This window comes from Exiguobacterium sp. FSL W8-0210 (genome assembly GCF_038006045.1).
Classification (GTDB): Bacteria; Bacillota; Bacilli; order Exiguobacteriales; family Exiguobacteriaceae; genus Exiguobacterium_A.
Window position 1 is genome coordinate 1,449,396 of the sequence record NZ_JBBOUK010000001.1, and the last position, 23,108, is coordinate 1,472,503.

Sequence of the window (23,108 nt, forward strand, 5' to 3'; positions counted from 1 at the left end):
AGTTAGTTTCTATGCGTTCACGTCTTATCACAGCAGGAATTCTCGCGACACTCGCCTATACGGTCGTCCCGTACGTGGCGTCACGCGTCTTTGGGTGGCGCGTGACAAAATCATTGAACTCACGATATGTCGCTTTGACGTTCGATGATGGTCCTGATCCCGTCTATACGGCAGAACTGCTTGATTTCTTAAAACAAGAAGGCATTCAGGCGACGTTTTTTGTCGTTGGTCATAAAGCAGAAGCACATCAGGACCTCATTCGCCGGATACACGACGAAGGGCATCAACTCGGTATCCACAATTACGTCCATCGACCGAACTGGTCGATGCGACCGTCGACGGTCCGGGCAGGAATCGAGCGGACGGCTATGATCATTGAACGGATCACCGGTGAACGTCCGACGGTCTATCGTCCACCGTGGGGTGCACTCAATGCCGGAGATGTCCTCTGGCCAACCGCTTACAAGATGATTCTCTGGTCGAAGATGGCGGAAGACTGGAAGGTAGAAGGCGGGACGACAAAAATCAAGAGGCTACTATCAAATGTGTCAGACGGAGATATCATCTTGCTCCACGATAACGGGGATACGTTCGGCGCGGACCCACAAGCACCCGTGCAGACGATTGAAGCGCTTCGTGAACTCTTGCCGAACTGGAAAGCACGCGGCTTACAGTTTCGTCGCATTGATCAAACGTAAAAAAAGAGGAGCTATCCGGTGCCGGATAGCTCCTCTTTTACATGGATTATGCTTCGCGTGACAAGTCCTCATCTTCTTGACTATGATGGAGAATCAAGCGCCGCACGACGAACGAGCGTAAGAATAGGATGAAGGTGATGACCGGAAGTAGTAACCACCAAGATTGCGTCAAAAATAAGTCGTCGAACGTCGTGATCATGACGAAATGCCGACCAATGTAAAGCCACATGAAAAAGGAACTGACGAATAGAATTGCTTCCGATGTCGTCATGAACTCAAACTCAGTTTTCATTGAACTACTCCTTATGGGTGGATTTGGTTTTTTTTACACTATCCACCATATCACAAGACCGATACCAATGCCCCAACAAATTAATACGAAAGCTAGACCATAACGTCGGAGCAATGGAAAGGAACGAGTTCCTTGTTGTTCAAGTCGTCGTTGTGCTTGTGTCAAGATCTCTTTAGGAATCGAACGGATGATGAAGTAGATACCGAGTGGAACGAGTAAGAGATCGTCGAGAAGGCCGATGACGGGCAAAAAATCTGGTATCAAGTCGATCGGACTGACAGTATAGGCGATCAAGGCGATGATTCCCCATTTGATATGACGAGGTAAACAAGGATGTTCGATTGCATAAGAGAGGACTGATAACCGTTGCTTCATCCGTCTAGCGATCTGTTTCATTCGCTCTAACATAAGCGAGTACTCCTTTCTTATGAGCGAACCGGTTCCCGTTCGTTTGTCGTGACGGCTGCCCGTTTCGTTCCCGTTGTACCAAGGCCAAAGAGGGTCGTCACCGACAGGTACACATAAACACTTCATGGGAAGAACAAAAAGAACAGATGAAAAAATGGCTTTCAGATCAAAAAACAGGATCCCTCTATGCGAAACGGAAGATAGACGTGGAACCAGTTTTTGGATATCTGAAGGCTAATTTGAGTTTCACTCGCTTTTCTGTGAGAGGAAAAGCGAAGGTGAAGCGTGAGCTCGGCTTCATCCTCATGGCCGTAAATTTAAGAAAATGGCTCATCCAAAGCGTTGCCCGAAGGGCAACTTGACGCGAGACAATGAAAAAAGAAGGAATTGCACATCCTGAGTGATGGCAATTCCTTCTTCTCGTTAAATTCAGCTAGTTATGTCCCAGCCTCTTTTTTTATGGTCGGTTCGCTAACGTAGCATCAAGCCTTCGTTTTTGATGACGATGGTGGGCGAGATGATACGTGACGAGAGCATACCACTCAGCGGCATTCAACCAGCCCATCCCACCGTGGTATGTCTTTTGGTCAGGTGCTATCGATTGAGCAATTGTGGCAAGCGTAGCGTGACGATCGATCAACTGTAGCCAACGTGTCCGCAAGCAGTCGACGTGAGCCGTCTCGTCTGGCGGTGCGTTCAGCGCATCCGGTAACCGGATTGGTGTCGCCGGAAACGCTCCGTCAGCAAATAACTGTTCGCCAAACGGTGACTTTCCGGACGTGGTCACGGGTGCGAACCGGCACGACTCGATTTCATCCAAATACTCATGACTGACGACGATCAAATGATCGTACATCTGACTGATCGACCACGTGTCATGATTGAGATGATAGATTAATTCATCGGGACGATAGTGATCCAGTTCCTTTAAGTAAAACGTAAATAGATCGTTCATTTCGTCACTCCTCTCAAAAAACTTCTCCTTACTCTTTTCGAACAATCCGCGACTTCTTCCTGTCATATTTCCTAGAAAGGAGGAATCACCATGCAAGACCCTTATCTTCCGGTTCCCCATACGCTCTTACGGAGCGGGACGGCATTTGCGTCCGTCCATGAAAAAATGATCTACCTGATCCTTGAGAGTTTCAGTGGTCAAGACGGTCAAGCGTTTCCGTCCTATCAGACGATCGCCGATGCTGTCCCGTGCAGTAAATCGACGGTCAAGTCGTGTATCCAGTCGTTGATCGCAAGCGGTCGGATCGAAAAAGTCGAACGGTTCACGAAACACGGAGGACAGACATCAAATGCTTACCGTGTCCTGCCCCGTGTCGACACACCTTCCCAGGCGAGTCAAGAGACGACTACCCCCGAGGTTTCTGATGCCTCCGAAGAAGAAGTCTTGAAGAAAACGACTTTAAAAAAGGAACTGGTGGAGCAGTACGAGATGAATCTCGGCAAGGCGACACCCCGAATCGAGCAAGAATTGCTACAGCTGGCAACAGAACATCCGATCGAGCGGATCCAATACGCGATCGAAGAAGCGGCGCGGGCGAATAGTCGCCATTTCGGTTACATCGAGCAAGTCGTCAAGCGTCTTGCGACTGGATTACCAGCTGAACGGAAGAAACGAATAACCAAACGTTCAAGAAGAGACACTTCATTATTTCAATTACCGAATTGGATGGAACAAGAAAAAGCAGCGCAACGAGCATATGAAGCACACCATAAGGAAAAACAGATCATACCGGACGATGCCGAAATTGCTGAATTATTACAAGCACTGACAAGGGAGGGAGCTTGATGCAACTGGAAGAATTACTCCGACGTGCGAATCAAAAACTATCCGTTCCTGGAATGCATCCGTCTGTCGTCCGGATCACGCGTGACGTGATTCGTGAGCTTTATCCGCAAGGGATCAAGCTCGGTATAGCGCAAAGCTTTCGGAGCATCGCCGAACAGAATGCGTTGTATGCGAAGGGACGAACGACACCAGGTCCAATCGTGACGCAAGCACGCGGCGGACAATCAAACCATAACTTCGGTGTCGCAATCGACGTCTTCCTTTACGAAGACGGCGCATTGTTCCTTTCTCCGCCAGATGCGCGACTCCACCGAATCGTTAGCGCGATGAAACGACGCGGAATGAGTTGGGGAGGGGATTGGTCTCGTTTTCCCGACTACCCACACTTTGAACTGTATGATCATGTCAGTCTCGCGCGTCATCATGTACCAAAACAAGGACACTATCTCCGGGAACGAATTCAAGCACCGGAACTCGTCCAAGCAATAGAAAAACGTTTGGGTCTTGTGGTGACAGGAATTTTTGATGCTCGATTGACGCATGCTATTCGAACGTTCCAACAGACATGTCGTCTAGTCGCTGACGGGATTGTTGGTCCGCAAACATGGCGTCGTCTCTTTCCGGTGTCGCCATGATTCGTCTTCAGGCGTGGATCCGCCTCTTGATTCCGCTCTATGTTTTTCTTGAGTTACTCTTACCGACGCTCGGTTTCACAGCATTGCCAGTATCGTCAAGTGACGTCGAACGGTTCGTGACGGGTCTGATTGGACTAATTGGTCTACTCGTCGCTTGGTGGAAGAATAATGATGTGACTGAGCGGGCGCTGAGACGAAGGCAGTCACAAGAACAGCTGGAAAACACATCCTTGACCAATTAAGAAGGCTGGAAGCGTTTGGAATGTGCTAGCAACGGGTATTATTTCATACAAACGACTAACAGTTTGATTTCAAGACACCGATATAAGGGATAGACTTTAGTCAAGTAGATGGAGAAAGAAAGGTCGGTCTTTTTGTGAAATGGTCAACGTTGCAGCGGTATTTGTTTTTAGCACTCTGTGCGCTTTTGTTTACAAGTGTCTGGAGTTATCAAGCTTTCCTAAAAATCGAACGAGAAAATGCTCGTATTTTAAACGAAGCGATTCCCATCTCGACGGAAGCAGCAGAATTATTTCCAGCGTTACTAAATCTTGAACTCGTCGTCCGCAGTTATATCCTCTCACCGAACGAGGCGGATCTAGCCCAGTATGAACGGACGATCGATCGACTGGATCAAACGGTCAAGCGACTCAATCAACTCGATGAGAATCATCCGATCATGCGAAAACTCGTCCGGACCGAGGCGATTCCCCGGATTGAGACGGCGACGCATTTTTATGACGCGCAACTGGAACTCGCTCGAAGTGGAGATCAAGCAGCGGCTGAGGCAAAACGATATCAGGGAATGCAGTATATCGAGACGTTTCGTCCAATCGATGCTCGTCTACGAACGGACGTCAATCGCATCATTGCTGAAGCAACGAATCGTTCCGAACAAGCATCGAGTGCTGCGAAATGGGTCATCGTCGTTGTCGCAAGCATCGCGGTCATCGTCTTGATCGCCTTCATCCAGACGTTTCGGATGGAGCGCAGTAAACAAGCCTTGATTCATCGTTCTCTTCACGACGCCTTGACTGGTATCCCGAATCGACGGGCGTTCGATGAACGACTCGAGCAACTCCTTGAAGAAGCCAAGCAACATCAGACACCACTCTCCCTGATTCTGATCGATGTTGATGCCTTTAAATCGTATAACGATACGTATGGTCATTTAAAAGGGGATGAATGTTTAAAAGAAGTCGCCCGCGTCTTAAAGCGTCAAGCGCGTCACGGACAAGTCGCACGGTACGGTGGGGAGGAATTCACAGTCTTGTTGTCGCGTGGAGCAGAAGAAACCCGGCACATTGCAGAACGAATCCGTCAGGACATTCTTGATTTGAATATCGTACATGAACGGTATGAACCACTTTGCCGGGTCAGTGTCAGTCTTGGCTTGACGTCGCTCGTACCCGGAGCAAACACGACGGAAAAAGAGGTCATCGATCAAGCCGATCAAGCGTTGTATCGGGCAAAAGAGAATGGTCGGAACCAAATCGGTGACATGGCAGGTTGAAATTTGAATTCGACAAAAAAAATCCCTCACGTGAGATGCGGTGCTCACGTGAGGGATTTTTCATTGTAAGATGACGCAATACGATCGATCGGAAATGAGAGGCGCCGATATGACATAGACCGCTTTGACGGGAACACCACCGACACGTGCATCGAGTTGTTTGAGTTGGGACCGAATCTTGCGGCTTATGCCATAGCGTGTTTCAGTACTGAGCTCATCGACATCTTCTTGGACGTGCAAGAGAAGTTGGAATGGTTCAAGTGAAAAGATTGAAAAATCACAGGAAATCCGCGGATCCTCGAATTTTTCATTCAATTCCTTTTTGATGTAATAGGCTTCTTGTGCACTGATCATCTTCTCTCACCTCACTCTCCTGGTTGAACGACTTTTTCTCTGCTATAGTCTATATTACCCAGTTTTCTGGCAACTAATCGTCTGATTTTGAAAAATAGTCAATCCAAACTTTAAAAACACTTGAAACCTTCTTTCAAGCTGTCATCCTATCTGATTTTAATAAGACGAATTGTAATATTAAGTGCAACACCTAGCTGAAAACACAAAAAAACCCATAACGACCTCGTGTAGAATAGAGTTACCACACCAAATTCAACGGAGGATTCGTTATGAGCTATGTTCATCTTACCACATCAGAAAGAGTCAAAATAGAAACTTATCTAGAGCTTGGATTTTCAATGCGAAAGATCGCTCAGCATCTCGGACGACAGCCGTCCACGATTTCACGTGAGCTCAAACGGAATCCTTCCTACAATGCGATCAACGCCGGACTGCGTTATGAGATGCAAAAAAAGAATTGTGGAGCACGCACGCTGTTCAGCACTTCGCTTGGCTCATGTATCCTTTCGAAACTGCGAGAGACATGGTCTCCCGAACAGATCGCCGGACGGCTCTTTCACGAACAGGGACCATCGTACAGTACAATCTATCGATGGATATATAAAGGATTCATCAAGAGCGATTTAGGCGTTTTACGACAAAAAGGAAAGCGCCAAAAGCCACGTGAGACAAGAGGTCGCTTCAACATCGGGCTTCCGATCAGTAAACGTCCGTCGGACGTCCGGGGTCGAGAAACGTTCGGGCATTGGGAGTTGGATACTGTCGTATCAGGACGAGGGCAGACAAAGGCGTGTGTTGCGACATTCATCGAACGTAAAAGTCGGTTCTATATCGTACTACCGATGGTCGACCGTTCTTCTCACTCGATGGAACATGCCATCCAAACACTTTACTCTTCTTTCCCATCGGGAACGTTTCAAACCATGACGACGGATCGCGGTAAGGAGTTCAGCTGTCACGAACGGATACAGGACTCTCTTGGTATCCCAATGTACTTTGCGGATCCCTATTCTTCATGGCAACGTGGCAGCAATGAGAATGCAAATGGTCTTCTCCGTGAGTTCTTCCCAAAGGGAACCAACTTCGGAATGATCAACAAGACAGAATTAGATTACGCACTTTCTAGAATCAACAATCGACCAAGAAAGTGTTTGGATTGGAAAACTGCATACGAGGTCTTTTCCGAAGAAGTGTTGCGCTTAATTTGACAAACCGTCTCATGCAATCACATCCGTTCCGATGAAATGAATAGAGAAGCTAGGTATTCTATATTGCAGATGAGGAGAGATATGTGATGAGAAAAAACAAAGACGAGATACCGTACTATATGAGCAACGTTCCGTTCTTCTTCCTAACGGCACTCCTCGCACCCGTCGCGGTACTACTTGTCCTGCTCAATTGGGATAAGCTCTCTACACAAATGAGAAATAACCATTTAACGTTTTCAATCCTAATGACCATGTTATATATTTCAAAAATACTGCCTGACGGCTTATTTAAAATCATATTCGCGGTTTTTACGTGGACGTTAATTCTATTCGTGACATACATCTACTTCGGTGGCGGTAGAAAAGGAGGGACATCATGAGTAAATATCATCTGTCGAGCATTCGCTTAATCCTGATTGTCGTCATCACGTCGTCAATCTTGTATTTCGGCTTAGACTGGGAACTCGGGTATGGCATTATCTGGTTGATTGGTTTAGTAGGATTTACGATTTATCGCAACTTTGAGGCTGCTCGGAACGAGAAAATCGAAGCGCAAACGAAGAACGATTGATTTCATTTGAAGTCCATCGTTCTTTTTAAATATGACCCCACCGAACTAAATCGTCGAGATAATCACGATATGATTCTTCGACTTCTTCTTCTGTCAGCTCTCTGGCTCGAATGACGAGGTTTTTTACGACAGGATCGGCAAAATGTGCACCACCGACGAGAGCATATAAGTAAGAGCCGATTACTTCGGATTGATTCCTAACCAAGAATCCAGTGATATATGTACCGTCAAGGCTCTCTAAGATGATATCAATTCGGCGTCCTTCCATCTCATCGAGAATCAATTGATTGTAATCTGCTTCTTTCTGATTAGCATATCGGTATCGTCGATTTTTCCTTTTATTATCTTGTATTTCCCACTCGAAATCGTCTAATTCACTAGGCGTAAAAAGCGAATTCAAGAGGGTGACGTCATCAATCTTCAAGCAGCAAAAGATGGCATCGTATTCGAGTTGATCATCATTCACTAAATCCGAGATGTCGTCTTTCGGTATTTCGATTGCATTATATCGCCGGGATACGCGCTCGATGACCGTTTCTTTTTTTAACGTCAACTGTTGCTTTCGGTGTTGGAACTTGTGAGATGCTTTTTCATAATCCATGCTGTTTCCCCCTGTCCGTATCAAATGCCATATCCCTAGTGTAACAGCTATAGTTCTTAAAAGTGAGTGAGTCTGACCATACCTCAGTAATAAAGGATTGTTCTTTTTTTTGAATGAAACTATAAAAAAGATCAATTGATGACGATAGATAGGTACAGAATGTTCATATATGAAACTGTCATAGAACATGATTGACACATAGAAGGAGTTAATGACACCATGAATGAAACCTTACCGAGACCATTGCGCTCACCAGCAATCTTATCGAGCCTTGAATCAAACGTCGCGATGGTCTGTTTTGATCGCCAACGACGGGTCATCGACGTTAACGACTTGTTTGCGAAAACGATGAAGTATAAGCGGGATGAGATGATTGGCTTACAGCACCATACGTTTTGTACACCAGAATTCGCGAACAGCCGTGAGTATCAGGACTTTTGGACACGCCTGTTTTCGGGCTTCAGTACAGCGGATAAAATCAAGCGCGTTGATGCTCGTGGTGATATTTTATGGCTTGAAGCCACTTACATGCCGATCTTTGAGGGAGAAGAAGTCGTCGGCGTCGTCAAGATCGCGAGTAACATCACGGACCGGATCGACCGTGTACAAGGATATGCGAAAAGCTTCCAGATACTCGCTGAAGGACTGAATCTGCAGTCGATTCAAGGCTCTAAAGAGGGCAATCAACTTCAAGAGACGATGCACACAATCGCAAGTGAAACGGCTGAGAACCAGCAGACGTTCGAAACATTATATGCCCAAGCGATCGAGATCACGAAGATTGCTGATACGATCAAGGAAATCGCTGCCCGAACGAACCTGTTGTCGCTGAACGCGGCAATCGAAGCGGCACGTGCTGGAGAACAGGGCAAAGGGTTCACCGTCGTTGCGAGTGAAGTCAAAAATTTATCGGATTTAGTCGGCAGTGCAGTCGTCGAAGTACGGACGAATACGGAAACGATGAACCGTCAAATCATGGCGATGATGAAAAAGATTGAAGCGTCCCATCTCGAAGTCGCGTCAAGCCTTGCGATTGTAAAGGAAACGATGCAACGTTTTACCGCGATCGAAGAGGTCGCACATCAACTCGAGCAACAAACGGAAGACTTTCGGTCGTTTATTTGAGAAGAATACAAAGAGAGCGATGGCGAGAAGTCATCGCTTTTTTTGTATAGTCAGATTAGTCGTTTTGGAAGAGTACAGGCGTGGGATATAACACGTGAGCCCATTGACCGCAGAACGGAGGCACGTTATAATTCAAATAGACGTTTGAATGCAAGGTAAAAGGAGGCAATGTCATGGCACATGATCATCATCACCACCATCATCATACGGACAATAAAAAGGTACTCGGCCTGTCGTTCCTGATCATTACTGTGTTCATGATCGTCGAGGTCATCGGCGGGATTTGGACGAACAGTTTGGCATTGTTATCAGACGCCGGGCACATGTTAAGTGATTCGATTTCACTTGCGATTGCCCTGTTAGCCTTCCAGTTCTCGAGTCAAGCACCGGATGCGAACAAGACGTTCGGTTCAAAACGCTTTGAAATCTTAGCCGCAATCCTAAATGGCGTGACGCTGATTGTCATCGCTCTCTATATTTTCATTGAAGCCATTCAACGCTTCATCGATCCACCCGCTGTCGCAACGACGGGGATGCTGATCATTAGTGTCCTCGGGTTGCTCGTCAACATTTTAGTTGCCTGGATCATGACACGCGGCGGTGGGCACGAACATAACCTCAACATGCGCGGTGCTTATCTGCACGTCTTAAGCGACATGCTCGGATCGGTCGGTGCGATTGTAGCCGCCTTGCTGATCCTGTTCTTCGGTTGGGGATGGGCGGATCCACTTGCGAGTATCATCGTAGCGATCCTCGTCTTACGGAGTGGTTATTACGTGACGAAGGCGTCCGTACACGTCTTAATGGAAGGAACGCCGAGTGATGTCGACATTGATGAGGTCGTTTCGACAATTCAGACGAACGAAGCCGTTCTCGGATTACATGATCTACACATCTGGTCGATCACGAGTGGTTATAACGCGTTATCGTGTCACGTCGTCGTCAAGGAGGACATGACCGTACGGGAGTCAGAATCGATTCGCGAACAGATTGATCACGATTTGAAACACGTCGGGATTAACCACGCGACCATCCAGGTCGAGACGGATCAACATGCACATGGCAATACGTTGTATTGTGACGGCAAACACGAATCGCATACGCATTAAAAAACGAGCACACGTCCAAAGTCGGACATGTGCTCGTTTGCTTATGCTCAAATGATCGGCACCGTTGGTAGAAACAGCGTCGCGAACAGACTGATACTCAAGAACATCGAGTATCCGAAAAAGGTCGTTTTGGCATTTCCAGCAGCTCGGTTACCTAAGTACATGAAAAAGACGATGGATAAGAACGTCAAACCCGTCAATACGGACGAGTGGTGTTGATCCGGCGAAGGAGCAAGCGACTGGACAAGATGCGCGAGACCAAGCGGCAGGACAATCAAAAGAAAGTAATAGCCTAGACGTGCCTCAGACGGGACGTCGACCTGTTCCTGTTCGGTTTCATAGTCATAACGCGTTTGCGTTTTCATGGATCTTCACCTCCCTATGCGTTTTAGTATAGCGAATGAACATGTCGGCTCTGTTACAGATGGGTAAGAATGCCTTAACAGACGATGACGATGTGATGACGAAAAAAGAATGGGCAGCAATTGAGAAAAATTGTAAGATGAACAAGAAGTCGTTTTAGGAAAGGAATAAAGCATCATGTCACGTGCGTTTCGTTTTATGTATGTCTCCGATTTGTTATCGACTGTCGGGACGAGTTTTGTTTATATTGCGATTTACTGGTTGAGCGCGGAACAGATTAGTGCTTCAGGTGTCGCCTTGCTTGCAACAGGTGTGTTTTTGATTCGTTTTCTCGTCTCAACGTTCGTTGGACCGTGGATTGACCGTTTCGTCAGCGCATCGTTGTATCAAACGTCCTTACTCATTCGCTTGCTAGCGCTTGGTATTACGTTAGCGGGAATCGGTCTGACAGACGTCGTCTTACCGTGGTTACTTTGCTTGCTCGTCGTTCAGACGATCCTGCAAATCGTTGGTGGAAATGCTGTCTTCACGTGGGTCGTTGATCTAGTCGAAGATGACCAATTGCCGCAAGCGAATGCCTATCTCGCAACAATCGAACGAATCGGGACGTTAAGCGGATTCTTACTTGGTGGGATGATGGTTGCTCATTTTTCGATTACGAGTATCTTGTGGCTCGATCTGGGACTGCATCTCATTGCCTGGTTACTCGTCCGACACATGACGGGACAAGTCGCAGAAGGAGCGCGTGTCGGATCGTACCGCGAAGCGTTGCTCGAAGGGGTTCATTACGTCGCGCGTGACGGTCGCTTAAAATGGATCCTTGGTTGTGCGATCATTGCGAACTGGATGATCACACCGATGAATACCTTACTTGCGCCATATGCCAAGAACGTCTTATCGGGGACTGCCCAAACCTTTTCCGCACTTGAGCTAGCGACGGTGATCGGGGGGATCACGATGTCGCTCCTTTACAGCAAGTGGGTCGTCTCCGTACGGCAGGATAAGCTGTTTCGTTTTGCCGTCGTTTTGCAAGGACTCGCAATCGCAATCGTCGCCTATGTCTCGTTCGTCCCAGTGGCTGTCGGTGGGTTTGTCTTGCTCGGTATGGCGCTGACATTGTTCGGGATTCCGTTTGCGACCTTGTTGCAGCGCTCGACGCCTGCACACTTGCTAGGACGGGTTCGAACGGCGATGGTCGCAGCATCAACGGCGTGTTCTGCACTCTGTTACGGATTATCATCGTACTTGACGTCGCTCTTTAGCGTCTCGTTCGTTTTCCTGTTCTTTTCTTTAAGTGGTCTTATCATGACTAGTATCTTGTTGCTCCTTCATCGTACCGTTTCCTTTGCTGAGGAACGACAGGACAAGGTCGGATGAAATATCCGCCTTGAGGTGGAGGTAAGCGGTTTCGCGCTTCTGTACACTAGAGATAGAAATGAACGATGAGGAGTGGAGTCGATGGAGAGTTTATGGATTACGGCGTTATTGTTTTTGATTCCGATCAGTGGGATGACGGTCTTCTTGAATGTACTGTGGCGCCGAATGGCAACGGAAGGCGTTTCGGAGTAATCATGAACTAAACAGTGCGCCTGCTTACCGAGATTAGATCGGATAGCAGGCGCTTTTTTCATTTGAGTCATGACTGGTCGTAGAAGAATAACCTCAGATTCGTTAATTCAGCGATTCGCGTGTAAACTGAAGTAGCAAGTGGTTTTATGATTTTTTCGATCGAAACTAAGGGGGAAGCATCAACGTGAAAGCAATCATTACAGGCATGAACGGAACGGTGGCACCCGTCGTTGCGGACGTCTTAGCAAAGCACGACATCGAGACAGTCGCGTGGGATCGGACGAAAGTCTCAACGACTGACGAGTCTCAGATGCGGACGTTTTTAGAAACGGAACGACCGGATTATTTCCTACATATTGGGATGGGGTCCGTCAGTTGGACGGAAGCGCTCGTCCGTTTGTGCCAGGAATATCGGATTCCGTTCTTTTTCACGAGTACAGTATCTGTTTTCTCGGACGACGTACCAGCACCGATTGAAAAGGACGCTGTACCGGATGCGACCGATGAGTATGGTGCCTATAAGATTGCTTGCGAGCAAGCGATTCAAGCAATTGATGCTCAAGCAAAAATCGTCCGGATCGGCTGGCAGATCGGGACGGAGGCAGGTTCGAACAACATGGTCGACTTCTTCACAAACGAGATGAAGCAACACGGTGTCATTCAAGCAAGTCGAAACTGGTATCCGTCGAGTTCGTTGCTTGAAGATACAGCAGAAGCGCTCGTTACGATTTTACTCGAACAGGAAGCAGGTCTCTATCAGTTGAACGGAAACGATCGTTATTCGATGTACGATTTAGCGCATGCCTTAAATACACTCCACGCGAAAAACTGGATGATTGAACCAGTCGATGAACCGCGCCGGGACAACCGGATGGCGACAGATGTCGTTTTGGTCCGTCCGTTGTCAGAACGATTGCCACTCTAATCAAACATCCCGCTCTCCTTGACCTGTATCAAAGAGAGCGGGATGTTTTTTACTGCGTGACTGGCGTTTCCGCGGCAAAAGCGAGTGCTGGTCCAAAGATTTCGTAATGCAGTTTGTCCGAAGACGCCGTAAAGTGTTTAATGACGTAATGAATCATTGCTTCCGGACCACAGACGTATGTCGGATCCGTGATGCTTGCGATGACGTCTTTCGGCAGACGACCCGCTTGATCCGTCGCCTGGTGCTCTGCGTAACGAATGACGCGAGCGCCACGCTGCTCGAGTAAGGCAAGTTGTTCTGTAAACGGACGATTGCGTTCATCTTGGACGGCGTGATGTAACGTTACCTGTCGACCAGCAGCTAACGCTTCGTCTGCCATTGCAAGCATCGGTGTGATGCCGATTCCACCAGCAATCAGAACGACGGGTTCACCTGATGCATCAAGCGTGAAGGCACCTGCTGGCGCACTGATCAATACCGTGTCACCGACTTGCGCTGCATGTAAGTAGTCCGAGACGATGCCTTCTCGTTTGACACCAATCGTATAAGTCGTCGTGTTTGATGCCGTCGTCAGACTGTATTGACGATTGTGCCATAAGCCGTCGCTATCCTGAATCCGTACCGTGATGTATTGCCCTGCTCGATAATCAGGGAGCGGACCGTCCGTTTTGAAAGTCAGCGAGCGGATGCCGTCTGCTTGTTCCTGGATATCTGAAATCTTGACGGACTGATAACCGGAAAAGTCTTTCGCCTGTTCGTCCTGCGCGTATAGTTCGGCTTCGAGTGTGATGAACAAATCGGCAATCTCCCCGTACGCTTCGCCCCATGCTTGCAGGATTGCAGGCGTTGCGGCTTCCCCTAAAACGTCTTGCATCGCTCCGAGTAATTCTTGACCGACGAGTGGATACATCTCCGGCTTGATTTGTAGACTTCGGTGCTTATGGAGCACAGGTAATAAGACCGGTTTTAACGTCTCGAGTCGATCGATGTGAGCAGCAGCGGCATACACGGCTGTAGCGAGTGCTTGCGATTGGCGGTCGCTCCGTTGATTCGATTGATTGAAGACGTGTTTCAGTTCCGGATGAGCTTGAAACAAGCGCTGATAAAAGACTTTCGTGATCGCGGCACCGTGCGACGCAAGGACGGGAACCGTCGATTGAACGATTTGAATGGTAGAGGTTGATAACATAAGACCACTTCCTTTTCACTAAGTAATGAAGACAGTCTTAGTATTTCGTAGCCTCGTCATTAATACAACATTTAAAATACTAGATTAAAGAATATCGTGCGTTTTGTCACAAGCAAGTCAAAATATCGACAAGGATTCGTCACGATTGATTGGAAATCCAGAGCTTTGAGAAATCAAAATAACCGAACGAGTCGATCGTGATATTTTGCAGCTCGATCGGATACGGAATTAGCCTTGTATCGTGATAAAACGGAATGAAATACGATTCGTCGATCAAGTAACGCTCGATCGCTTGGTGAATCGGGAGCCAGTTTTCGAACGGTGTCTTGTCGTATTGTTCGATCCATTTCAGCATTTCTGGCATCTGCTGAAATAGTCGGATTGGCGGTGAGAACGTATTCGTCATGAACTGATAGAAGGCGAACGGTAGATTTCGCTCGAACACTTCAGCATGGACAGCGAGATCGATCGTGTCGTACGCATGAAACTCCGTAATACTCTCTTTAAATCCGACCTCGACGAACTCGTACGGAATTCCGTCTTGATCGAACCGTTCGCAGAGCCAACGTGTTACTTTGTCCGTGAAATCGGTCATCTTGATTCGAATCGGTTGCGTGAATAAGACAGCGGGACCGTCCGGGACAGTATACGGTTGACTATAGGACTCGAGAAAACCACAGTCGTTCGGTTGTGCGCGTTCCTCAAACGCATGGATGTTACCACGGATTTCTGCAACGAGGCGATGGATGTAATGTCGCGCTGCTACCGATTCGAATGGTCCGCCAACACGCGGATGGAGAAAGACGAGTCCAAAGCCGGATTGCGTTGCGATCGTATCGATCGGACTGGAGTTAGAAGCCGACGTCCGGTAGACCGGTTCGTACTGCTCCGGCATCTGGATGAACTCAATCCGGTCGAGAAGAGCACGGATCCCAAAGTAATTCGGAAATGCCGTTAGAACAGTTTTCTTGTCGTCATGTTGCGCGAGTTGGAACGGTCCCGTACCGATACCGTCCTTGATGATGCTCGTATGAAGTGAGGCAAGTTGCGGCAAAATCGAACTCCGGCGCTGATCGAGTGTGAGGTCGACCCGGTACGGACCGTTTGAGACGATGTGTTTCACGTGCCGATAGGAATAGGCATAAGCAGGATAAGCGATTAAAGCACGCAGGCTCTTCGTTACTTCCTTACTCGTCAGGAGCGAACCGTCATGAAACCGCACATCCTTGCGTAAGAAGAGACTGAGCGTCGGACCGTTCCAGATATAGTGATGTGCCAGTTCACCCTGGATGTTTCCGTCAGCGTCAATCGTAAACAGGCGGTTGAAAACGTTCTGGACAAGATGAGCACTATGGATGTCTGCTGCTTCTAACGGGTGTGTCGTCAGGAAGTTGCGTTTTCGCGGAATCAGTAAAGCATCAGACGTCGTTTGCGTATAGCCAAACTTTCGCTCGAGTTGGCGCATGAACCGTCCTGCTTGCGCCGGTGACCAGTCCCACGTCAATTCCTCCGTTACTGATTCGATTGAGTCACGGTCGATTCGCTCGAGCATCCGTTTCGCATACTCCCGTTCGACGTGGCGTAACCAGACAAGTTCACTTAAGTTACCTCGGCCACGACCACTCGTATAGTCAATCCAGCCTTCAGCCTGCCATTTATTGAGATATCGTTTTGTTTGTTTAGGACTTAAATGGATGGCGTCAGCGAGTGTCGCAATCGAGTAGTTTCCATTTCGGCAAGTCTTCCATAACATAAAAAGATAAGCATCCATCTCATTCATCCTCCTTAAAAGGGGACATCTTTTTTGAATGACGTCCATTTTTCTTATGTATTGTCTTGTTTATGATACAGGTAGAGAATGGAAGGTGACAATATGAAATGGAAAGAAATACCGAAACCAATTAAAGTACGTCTCATCACATCGTTTTTCAACCGCGCTGTCTCGTTTTCGATCATGCCGTTCATGGCCCTCTTATTCGTCAAGGCATTCAACGAAGTCGTTGCTGGTGCATTTTTAATTGCAATGGTCTTCGTTAGCTTCATCACCAATCTACTCGGCGGATATCTCGCTGATCGTTTTTCACATAAACGCCTACTCGTCACGACATCGATGTTAACAGCACTGACGTTCATCACGATGGCGATCTCGTTGACGCTCGACTGGATGCTGCTGTTCATGGTCATTTACGCCGTCTTCTCGGTGACGAGTAATCTTGGTCGTCCGGCAATGGGGGCGATCATCATCGATGCGACGACGAAGGAGAACCGCCAAGCGGTCTACGCGCTCGACTACTGGTTGATCAATCTCTCGATCGCCATCGGAACGGCGCTCGGGGGCTGGCTCTACGTCAGCAATCAATTGCTGTTGTTTTGGATCTTGAGCTTTACGTCGTCCGTTTTACCAATCGCTTACTACCTGTTTCTCGACGACACACCACGAACGTGGCAACGTCAGAAACTACGTGGTGTCATCACGGATATCTTTACAAGCTATCAACTCGCTTGGCGGGACCGTCCGTTCGTTAAGGTCGTCTTTGGTTCGATGTGTATCTTAGCGGCTGAGTTTTCGATGGGCAGTTACGTCGCCGTCCGCCTCGCTGATTCGTTTGAACCGCTATCGTTTGCCGGGTGGTCGATCAACGGGGTTCGAATGATGAGTATCATCAACATCGAAAATACGTTGCTCGTCGTCACGTTAACGTTCGTCGTTCAGCAGCTTGCGAAGCGTCTTTCTCCGCGCCGAACGCTCGCTGCAGGTCTGATGCTGTACACGATCGGTTACGTCGTCGTGACGAGTGCTAACAGTATGACGGCACTGATGCTTTTTATCTTCATCGCAACGATCGGCGAGTTGCTCTACTCCCCGGTCTTAAACACACAAAAAGCGAACATGATGCCGGCGGATCAACGCGGGGCGTACTCGGCGTTCGCCGGAACGTCATTCGCAGGAGCTGATTTGCTTTCTCGGTCGACGATTTTAGTTGGGACATTTTTAATCCCGTCGATGATGAGTGTTTACCTCGGATTGATTCTTTTGACGGGCTTCGGTTTAGTCTATACAAGTCTTTTCGTGAAGGAATCGGTCGAACGACAGCGAAACGTATCTTAATAAGGGGGAATCGACATGAATTTACCAGATACACTAGAAACAACACGGCACGTGTTGCGTCGTTGGCAAGACGACGATGCAGCAGCACTTTACGCTTACGCAAAAAATCCAAATGTCGGGCCGAAGGCAGGTTGGGCACCGCATGCGTCGCTTGGCGAAAGCCGCGAAGTGATCGGGATCTTTCAAGCGTCGCCCGGCGAGTATGCCGTGACCGATAAGGAGACGGGTGAAGTGATCGGGAGTTTCGGTTTTCACTTCAATCGTCGACCGGACGAAGCGATCACGCATGACCGTCAAGTCGAAATCGGGTATGTCCTCGCTCCTAACTATTGGGGAGAAGGACGGATGCCGGAGATCGTCGAAGCAATGATTGATTTCATCTTCAGGGAACTGCCGATCGATGTCGTTTGGTGCGGACACTTTGATTTCAACAAACAATCACGTCGTGTCATTGAGAAACTAGGCTTTACGCATGTCCTTGATCGACCATTCGTCTTAGAACGAATCGACGGTCGGACCGTAACGAGTCATGTCTATAACTGGACGCGTGAGCGGTATGAAGCAAAGAACGGGATGAAGAATACGTAATACATCAAAAACGACCTCAGCGCTGAGGTCGTTTTTTGGTATCAGAATTAAATAGATTCTTTAGAGTTTTGTATTTTTTGACTGATCTTGCTTAGATTTTCGGAGAAAGATAACTGCAATCGTAATCGAGGTCAAAACATAACTCACGAGGACGGCGGTAATCTCTGACAAATTAAATACAAACAAAAGCAGCAGTTGAGGCACGAAAAAGATGGACACTGCAATCGGCAAAATCCATGTCTTCGTCTTCCGTGCCGTGACGAGAATCCAGAGAATCAATAGGGCACCAACCATCCAGCTGACGCTTGGGGATAACGTGATCTTTTGTGAATCGACAAGTCCGTTGACGATCAATAGTCCGATGATTAACAGAAAATGAATACTACCATGAATGCTATAACGCATGATACGAGGGCGCGCGCCATCACGTAAAGCATCTTGACGAAAGAGAAACGCCAAGGTGGTCAGGTAAACGGCACTAATCAACAGGAAACCGCCAACGAGCAAGATACTGAACGTCGTTGTACCATTCAAGAGGTTTTGAAGATAGAGAAAACTGGATGCGCCGAGAAAAACTTGCAAGACGATCCAAAACGCTTCTTTTGGATCAAATGACATCTCTTTAGAAATCGATTGGATGTAATCGGCGGGACTATCACCCGTGATCGCGCGAACCGATTTTCCGTCTGCTTCCGCTTCGATCAGGTGATCTTCGAGTTCGTTGACAATCTCGTTCGTCGCCAATTCATTTTTACCCGAAGCAAGTAGGTATACCTTTAAGTCTTCCAAAAATCGTTTTGATTCCGTCGATAAGGTCATCTCATTCGTCCTCCTTTAAAATGCTTTCGACACTCGTTGAAAGGTGATGCCATCTTTGTTTGAAAGCGGCGAGTTCTTCAACACCGCTCGTCGTGATCGAATAATACTTTCGTTTTGGACCGGACGGGGAGACGCGAGAGGTTGCTTCGATCCAGTCCAGTTTTTGCATCCGAATCAATAGAGGATAGATCGTTCCCTCACTGATGTCAGCGAATCCGTACGCTTTCAGTTTCGTCGCCAGTTCATAGCCATAAATCTCTTCTTCTGCAATCAGTGCGAGTAAGCAACCGTCGAGAATTCCTTTTAACATTTGCGTCGATGACATCCGCATCTTCCTTTCGCTACTTGGTATTACAAGGTAATGATACGCTATGCTATTTTGTATTGCAAGGTAGTGAGTAAAATAAATCCAATGAATTTTAGGATGGTGCTTTCGCGATGAATTGATATGTAATATATTACTTGTATGAAACCTACAAATGATTTAGCCATTGCACGACTTCCTTTAAGTGAGGAAGTGTATCGACGCTTGCAACACCACATCATCACTTTACGTCTTGCACCAGGAGAAAAGGTGAACGATCAAGCACTCGCGGAAGCGTTCGGTGTCAGTCGGACACCGGTCCGCGAAGCCTTGAAACGACTCGAAGAGGAGGGATTGATTTTAGCAAAACGGGGTTCACGGACGATCGTGACGGAACTCGATGCCGAACAGGCACAGCAAACCTATCCAATCATCGCGACACTGCATGGGTTAGCGGCGCGTTTAGCAGGACCAATGCTGACGGATGACGATCTAACGAGTCTAAAGTCGATTCATCAACAATTCACGACGGCAATTGATCAGCAGGATACAGAGGCGGCACTAGCACTTGACGATGCCTTTCACGATGTCTTCGTGCAGCGCAGTCAAAACGATCAACTACGAGAGACAATCCGTCGATTGACCCCATTGATCCGCCGGCTCGAATATGCTCAGTTTGATCGTCTCGGACGCCAGTCGATTGCCGATCATGCAGCGATTTTAGATGCATGTCAACAACAGGATGTCGAGCAACTCGTCCAGGCGACGGAGCATAATTGGAACGGGCTCGGACGTCTACTCGTCTCGACACTAAAGGAGGAGAGCTGATGCGACCGATCATTTATGGAATTTTAGCGGCAATGTTTTTTGCTGTCACCTTCATCTTGAATCAATCGATGCAAGGGGCAGGCGGTCACTGGATTTATAGTGCGTCGCTCCGCTTTTTCCTGATGTTGCCGTTCTTTATCGTCATCGTCATGATCCGACGGGGGATCGGGCGCGTCTTCCAGGCGCTTCGAGCCGATATCGGCTTTTGGTTACTGTATGGAACGATCGGCTTCGGACTGTTCTACGGCAGCATCTGTTTTGCTGCTGACTACGCACCAGGCTGGTTGATTGCCGGGACATGGCAGTTGACGATTTTAGCGGGACCGTTGCTTGCCCCCTTGTTCAACCAACGGATCCCGTGGTCAGCACTGAAGTATTCCGTCCTGATCGTCCTCGGTGTCGTCGTCATGCAACTATCGGTCGCGGGAAGCCTATCGCTGCAGTCACTGTTATTCGGTGCCTTACCGGTCCTCGTCGCGGCAATTGCCTATACACTCGGGAACCGGAAAATGATGGAACGCTATGGGAACGAGCTCGATGTGTTTGAACGGATTCTCGGAATGACACTTGCCAGTCTACCGTTTTGGATCGTTCTTTCTGTGATTGCCTACATACAGGTCGGCTTGCCGAGTGTCAATCAAGTGACCCAGTCCGGATTCGTCGCGTTGTTCTCCGGCGTCATCGCAACGTCGCTTTTCTTCTACGCGACGTCACTCGTCCGGACAGATCCGGTTCGGTTAGCAGCGATCGAAGCAACGCAATCGTTCGAGATCGTCTTTACCGTATTCGGAGAGATTCTTTTCCTTCACGCGGCACTACCAACGGGACTCGCGACACTCGGGATCATCCTCGTCATGCTCGGGATGACGTTGCATAGTTTGAATCAGGCAGAGCGAACCGTCGTTCGTTCCGCTAAACGAAAAATCAATTGAGAAAGTAGGCTGTCAGATGGTTTTAACAGGTACACTCGTCAATACCGTCCTGATCATCATCGGGACGTTGCTTGGATTAATGTTCCACCGGATTCCGGAACGAATGAAGGAGACCGTCCTGCAGGCGATTGGACTTGCTGTCGTCGTGCTCGGAATGCAGATGGGGATGAAAAGCACGAACTTCTTGATCGTCATCGGTAGTCTTGTTCTCGGTGGTGCAATCGGCGAGTGGTTCCGGCTCGATGAGAAACTCGACCGGATGGGAGCGTGGCTCGAACGTAAAATCAGTCGCGGTCGTCCGTCGAACATCGCGGAAGGATTCGTGACAGCGACGTTAATTTTCGTCATTGGCGCGATGGGTGTGTTAGGAGCCCTCGACGGTGGATTACGCCAGGATCACGACGTCCTTTATACGAAAGGATTGATTGATGGTTTTACGGCTCTCGTCCTTAGTTCAACGCTCGGGATTGGTGTCATGTTCTCAGCGATTCCCGTCTTTCTCTATCAAGGGGCGATTGCATTAAGTGCCGTTGCGATCACGAAATTCATTCCCGACGCCGCACTGCAGGAATTTATTCTTGAGATGACGGCGACTGGTGGGGTGATGATTGCGGCAATCGGTCTTAATCTCGCTGGCATCACGAAGATTCGTGTTGCGAACTTGTTACCGGGTATCGTCATCGTCGCAGTTATCGTCACCGGTCTCCATCTGTTCTCATGAAAAATCCCCACTTATCCGATAACGGACGAGTGGGGATTTTCTGTTTATGTCTCGATCAATTCGTGTGTCTCGTAAGCAGTGATTGTATGTCCATCGTAATGGAAGTCATGCAACAACGGTTGATCCGTTGACAAAGCGATCGGTAATTAATGCCGGAGATTGCTGATGATTCCCATGTTATCATCGTTTATAATCCAGTCGAGCGATTTCCAATCGAGGATTCACTTCGACTGTCATGACCGGTGTTGGAAATGGACGCTCTTCTACATCAGTCAGGTAGAGATACATGCCAGACGTTTCTTCCCCGTGTAAGCGAACAATGCCTTTTGGTGTCACCGAATCTAACGGGATGCCGGTCTCTTCGAACGTCTCGCGGATGACAGCAACTTCCGGTGTCTCGCCCTGTTCAATCTTGCCGCCGACACCGTTCCACATGCCCATCGCTGGTCGTTTTTGGCGGTTGACGAGTAAAAAACTACCCGCGTGGCGAATTAAACAAAGCGTATATCGATCCATGTTCATTACTCCTGTCCTAAAAAGTGAGACTGATACAGCATCTCGAATTGAGCGGGACCTGCGACCGGTAACTCGGTTGTCGTCGCTTCTTCAATTCGTAACGTCCGCTCAGTCAACGTCTTTTGTCCGTGCGACGTCCGCATCGCGACGAGGCGACCTTTATTAAATGGCGAAGCGTCGCTCTGCTGGATGATCTGTTCCATCTTCGATAAGTCATCTGTTGTAATGGATGTCTCGCGGTCGAACCGGTATCCAGTCACAAACTCCGCTTGTCCCGTTCGCTTCATCTCAAGTGTGTCATTATTGATGATCCGGTAACTGCCGCTAGCGGAATGAACGGTCTCCCCATTCAACGGAACCGGAACGAGCGGTAAATTGACGCCGAAGCCGGTATCAAGTAGGTGTGTCTCATTCCAAATGATTGCAACGTGTGTCGGTCCCGTCGCTGACCAGGCTGCTGATTTCTGATCATAGACGGTCGCTTGTACGAGGCGAACGGGACAATTCAGTTCTTGTAGGACACGATGCAGCAGTCCGTTCAAGTCATAACAGACACCACCACGTCGCTCCGTCAGAAACGTTTCAATGAAGCGCTCGTCGTTAAACGGACGGATTCGTTTCTCAAGTACAGTCGTATTCTCAAACGGTAACTGGTAGGCAAAGGCTTCGAGTAAGCGAGGTAACTGATCAAACGTGATCGTCTCAAGCGGAAATCCGAGCCGTTGTTCCAAGTCCTTCATCCAATCCATCTGTAATCCCTCCTTTATATACTACCTGATTATCCCATATTGCTTCAGAAAATGTGGATTTGAGCATATATTATCTGAAAATAAGGATAACCCTTTTGTTCGATGGGAATCTTTGATATGCTGAAATAGGATTAATTAAGAATGATTCTCAATGTCGAATCACGAACTAAAGGAGGTCTCA

Annotated in this window: 27 protein-coding genes and 2 pseudogenes; 17 read left to right on the forward strand and 12 right to left on the reverse strand. The window is 48.1% G+C overall.

Annotated features, from left to right (window positions below):
- Positions 1–11 precede the first annotated feature (11 nt).
- Entirely contained in the window at positions 12–698 is a 687-nt protein-coding gene (locus MKY22_RS07565; protein ID WP_341087965.1) for a polysaccharide deacetylase family protein, read from the forward strand.
- A gap of 46 nt (positions 699–744) precedes the next feature.
- Here the strand turns inward: MKY22_RS07565 and MKY22_RS07570 are convergent, their stop codons facing one another.
- Together MKY22_RS07570 and MKY22_RS07575 are read right to left on the reverse strand one after the other, a co-directional pair.
- Entirely contained in the window at positions 745–990 is a 246-nt protein-coding gene (locus MKY22_RS07570) for a hypothetical protein (RefSeq protein WP_214729928.1), read from the reverse strand.
- Positions 991–1,023: 33 nt separating this feature from the next.
- On the reverse strand, positions 1,024–1,398 hold the full coding sequence (locus tag MKY22_RS07575) for a YkvA family protein (RefSeq protein WP_445298371.1): 375 nt from the start codon (positions 1,396–1,398) through the stop codon (positions 1,024–1,026).
- Between the two features lie 50 nt (positions 1,399–1,448).
- On the opposite strand from MKY22_RS07575, the pseudogene MKY22_RS07580 reads away from it, so the two are divergent.
- Positions 1,449–1,760 (forward strand): annotated as a pseudogene (locus MKY22_RS07580) (transposase); the annotation flags it as partial.
- 95 nt (positions 1,761–1,855) lie between these two features.
- Here MKY22_RS07580 and MKY22_RS07585 read toward each other — a convergent pair.
- Positions 1,856–2,353 (reverse strand): DinB family protein, encoded by a 498-nt coding sequence (locus tag MKY22_RS07585; RefSeq protein ID WP_341087969.1) that lies wholly within the window; start codon positions 2,351–2,353, stop codon positions 1,856–1,858.
- A gap of 90 nt (positions 2,354–2,443) precedes the next feature.
- Between MKY22_RS07585 and MKY22_RS07590 the strand changes: the two genes are divergently transcribed.
- From MKY22_RS07590 to MKY22_RS07605, 4 genes are all read left to right on the forward strand, one after another.
- On the forward strand, positions 2,444–3,199 hold the full coding sequence (locus MKY22_RS07590; protein WP_290776587.1) for a helix-turn-helix domain-containing protein: 756 nt from the start codon (positions 2,444–2,446) through the stop codon (positions 3,197–3,199).
- Positions 3,199–3,834, forward strand: coding sequence for a M15 family metallopeptidase (locus tag MKY22_RS07595; RefSeq protein WP_214729921.1), 636 nt, complete (start codon positions 3,199–3,201; stop codon positions 3,832–3,834). Before MKY22_RS07590 ends, MKY22_RS07595 begins: the two co-directional genes overlap by 1 nt.
- Positions 3,831–4,076 carry a phage holin gene (locus MKY22_RS07600; RefSeq protein WP_290776592.1) on the forward strand — a complete coding sequence of 82 codons (246 nt, stop codon included), beginning with the start codon at positions 3,831–3,833 and terminating at the stop codon, positions 4,074–4,076. The genes MKY22_RS07595 and MKY22_RS07600 overlap by 4 nt, the downstream gene beginning before the upstream one ends.
- A gap of 134 nt (positions 4,077–4,210) precedes the next feature.
- A complete protein-coding gene (locus MKY22_RS07605) occupies positions 4,211–5,347 on the forward strand; it encodes a GGDEF domain-containing protein (RefSeq protein ID WP_214729919.1) in 1,137 nt (378 codons plus the stop codon).
- 60 nt (positions 5,348–5,407) lie between these two features.
- Here the strand turns inward: MKY22_RS07605 and MKY22_RS07610 are convergent, their stop codons facing one another.
- A complete protein-coding gene (locus tag MKY22_RS07610) occupies positions 5,408–5,701 on the reverse strand; it encodes a hypothetical protein (protein ID WP_214729984.1) in 294 nt (97 codons plus the stop codon).
- Positions 5,702–5,970: 269 nt separating this feature from the next.
- Here MKY22_RS07610 and MKY22_RS07615 point away from each other — a divergent pair, with 269 nt between their 5' ends.
- A complete protein-coding gene (locus MKY22_RS07615; protein ID WP_341086530.1) occupies positions 5,971–6,909 on the forward strand; it encodes an IS30 family transposase in 939 nt (312 codons plus the stop codon).
- Positions 6,910–7,285: 376 nt separating this feature from the next.
- Complete coding sequence (locus tag MKY22_RS07620; RefSeq protein ID WP_290754700.1) at positions 7,286–7,480, forward strand: hypothetical protein; 195 nt, start codon at positions 7,286–7,288, stop codon at positions 7,478–7,480.
- 25 nt (positions 7,481–7,505) lie between these two features.
- On the opposite strand, the gene MKY22_RS07625 is transcribed toward MKY22_RS07620, so the two are convergent.
- Positions 7,506–8,081, reverse strand: a complete 576-nt coding sequence (locus MKY22_RS07625) for a hypothetical protein (RefSeq protein WP_341087974.1) — start codon at positions 8,079–8,081, stop codon at positions 7,506–7,508.
- Positions 8,082–8,300: 219 nt separating this feature from the next.
- On the opposite strand from MKY22_RS07625, the gene MKY22_RS07630 reads away from it, so the two are divergent.
- Together MKY22_RS07630 and MKY22_RS07635 are read left to right on the forward strand one after the other, a co-directional pair.
- The gene (locus tag MKY22_RS07630) at positions 8,301–9,206 is read left to right on the forward strand and encodes a methyl-accepting chemotaxis protein (RefSeq protein WP_341087977.1); all 906 of its coding nucleotides are present in this window, start codon (positions 8,301–8,303) and stop codon (positions 9,204–9,206) included.
- A 173-nt stretch (positions 9,207–9,379) separates the two neighbouring features.
- Positions 9,380–10,315 carry a cation diffusion facilitator family transporter gene (locus tag MKY22_RS07635; protein WP_290750160.1) on the forward strand — a complete coding sequence of 312 codons (936 nt, stop codon included), beginning with the start codon at positions 9,380–9,382 and terminating at the stop codon, positions 10,313–10,315.
- A gap of 47 nt (positions 10,316–10,362) precedes the next feature.
- Here the strand turns inward: MKY22_RS07635 and MKY22_RS07640 are convergent, their stop codons facing one another.
- Positions 10,363–10,680, reverse strand: coding sequence for a hypothetical protein (locus tag MKY22_RS07640; protein ID WP_023468204.1), 318 nt, complete (start codon positions 10,678–10,680; stop codon positions 10,363–10,365).
- A 175-nt stretch (positions 10,681–10,855) separates the two neighbouring features.
- On the opposite strand from MKY22_RS07640, the gene MKY22_RS07645 reads away from it, so the two are divergent.
- Positions 10,856–12,055 carry an MFS transporter gene (locus MKY22_RS07645; RefSeq protein ID WP_341087988.1) on the forward strand — a complete coding sequence of 400 codons (1,200 nt, stop codon included), beginning with the start codon at positions 10,856–10,858 and terminating at the stop codon, positions 12,053–12,055.
- Between the two features lie 376 nt (positions 12,056–12,431).
- On the forward strand, positions 12,432–13,172 hold the full coding sequence (locus MKY22_RS07650) for a sugar nucleotide-binding protein (protein WP_290780175.1): 741 nt from the start codon (positions 12,432–12,434) through the stop codon (positions 13,170–13,172).
- A 49-nt stretch (positions 13,173–13,221) separates the two neighbouring features.
- On the opposite strand, the gene MKY22_RS07655 is transcribed toward MKY22_RS07650, so the two are convergent.
- Both MKY22_RS07655 and MKY22_RS07660 read right to left on the reverse strand, forming a co-directional pair.
- The gene (locus MKY22_RS07655) at positions 13,222–14,361 is read right to left on the reverse strand and encodes a globin domain-containing protein (RefSeq protein ID WP_290780178.1); all 1,140 of its coding nucleotides are present in this window, start codon (positions 14,359–14,361) and stop codon (positions 13,222–13,224) included.
- Positions 14,362–14,500: 139 nt separating this feature from the next.
- Complete coding sequence (locus MKY22_RS07660) at positions 14,501–16,132, reverse strand: ABC transporter substrate-binding protein (protein WP_341087992.1); 1,632 nt, start codon at positions 16,130–16,132, stop codon at positions 14,501–14,503.
- A gap of 102 nt (positions 16,133–16,234) precedes the next feature.
- On the opposite strand from MKY22_RS07660, the gene MKY22_RS07665 reads away from it, so the two are divergent.
- Both MKY22_RS07665 and MKY22_RS07670 read left to right on the forward strand, forming a co-directional pair.
- A complete protein-coding gene (locus MKY22_RS07665) occupies positions 16,235–17,470 on the forward strand; it encodes an MDR family MFS transporter (protein ID WP_341087994.1) in 1,236 nt (411 codons plus the stop codon).
- Positions 17,471–17,485: 15 nt separating this feature from the next.
- Positions 17,486–18,058: a GNAT family N-acetyltransferase gene (locus MKY22_RS07670; protein ID WP_341087996.1), complete on the forward strand. Its 573-nt coding sequence runs from the start codon at positions 17,486–17,488 to the stop codon at positions 18,056–18,058.
- 60 nt (positions 18,059–18,118) lie between these two features.
- Here MKY22_RS07670 and MKY22_RS07675 read toward each other — a convergent pair whose 3' ends face one another.
- Together MKY22_RS07675 and MKY22_RS07680 are read right to left on the reverse strand one after the other, a co-directional pair.
- Positions 18,119–18,877, reverse strand: coding sequence for a hypothetical protein (locus MKY22_RS07675; protein ID WP_341087997.1), 759 nt, complete (start codon positions 18,875–18,877; stop codon positions 18,119–18,121).
- A 1-nt stretch (position 18,878) separates the two neighbouring features.
- Positions 18,879–19,202 (reverse strand): PadR family transcriptional regulator, encoded by a 324-nt coding sequence (locus MKY22_RS07680; RefSeq protein ID WP_056061231.1) that lies wholly within the window; start codon positions 19,200–19,202, stop codon positions 18,879–18,881.
- 141 nt (positions 19,203–19,343) lie between these two features.
- On the opposite strand from MKY22_RS07680, the gene MKY22_RS07685 reads away from it, so the two are divergent.
- From MKY22_RS07685 to MKY22_RS07695, 3 genes are read left to right on the forward strand one after another with little or no spacing between them, the layout of a single operon-like run.
- Positions 19,344–20,009: a GntR family transcriptional regulator gene (locus tag MKY22_RS07685; protein ID WP_341087999.1), complete on the forward strand. Its 666-nt coding sequence runs from the start codon at positions 19,344–19,346 to the stop codon at positions 20,007–20,009.
- Entirely contained in the window at positions 20,009–20,941 is a 933-nt protein-coding gene (locus MKY22_RS07690) for a DMT family transporter (RefSeq protein WP_341088000.1), read from the forward strand. The genes MKY22_RS07685 and MKY22_RS07690 overlap by 1 nt, the downstream gene beginning before the upstream one ends.
- A gap of 16 nt (positions 20,942–20,957) precedes the next feature.
- Positions 20,958–21,662: a DUF554 domain-containing protein gene (locus MKY22_RS07695; protein ID WP_035408116.1), complete on the forward strand. Its 705-nt coding sequence runs from the start codon at positions 20,958–20,960 to the stop codon at positions 21,660–21,662.
- Positions 21,663–21,706: 44 nt separating this feature from the next.
- On the opposite strand, the pseudogene MKY22_RS07700 reads toward MKY22_RS07695, so the two are convergent.
- Positions 21,707–22,178, reverse strand: a pseudogene (locus tag MKY22_RS07700) (NUDIX hydrolase).
- A 5-nt stretch (positions 22,179–22,183) separates the two neighbouring features.
- Positions 22,184–22,927: an arylamine N-acetyltransferase family protein gene (locus MKY22_RS07705; RefSeq protein ID WP_341088004.1), complete on the reverse strand. Its 744-nt coding sequence runs from the start codon at positions 22,925–22,927 to the stop codon at positions 22,184–22,186.
- Positions 22,928–23,108: the final 181 nt, after the last annotated feature.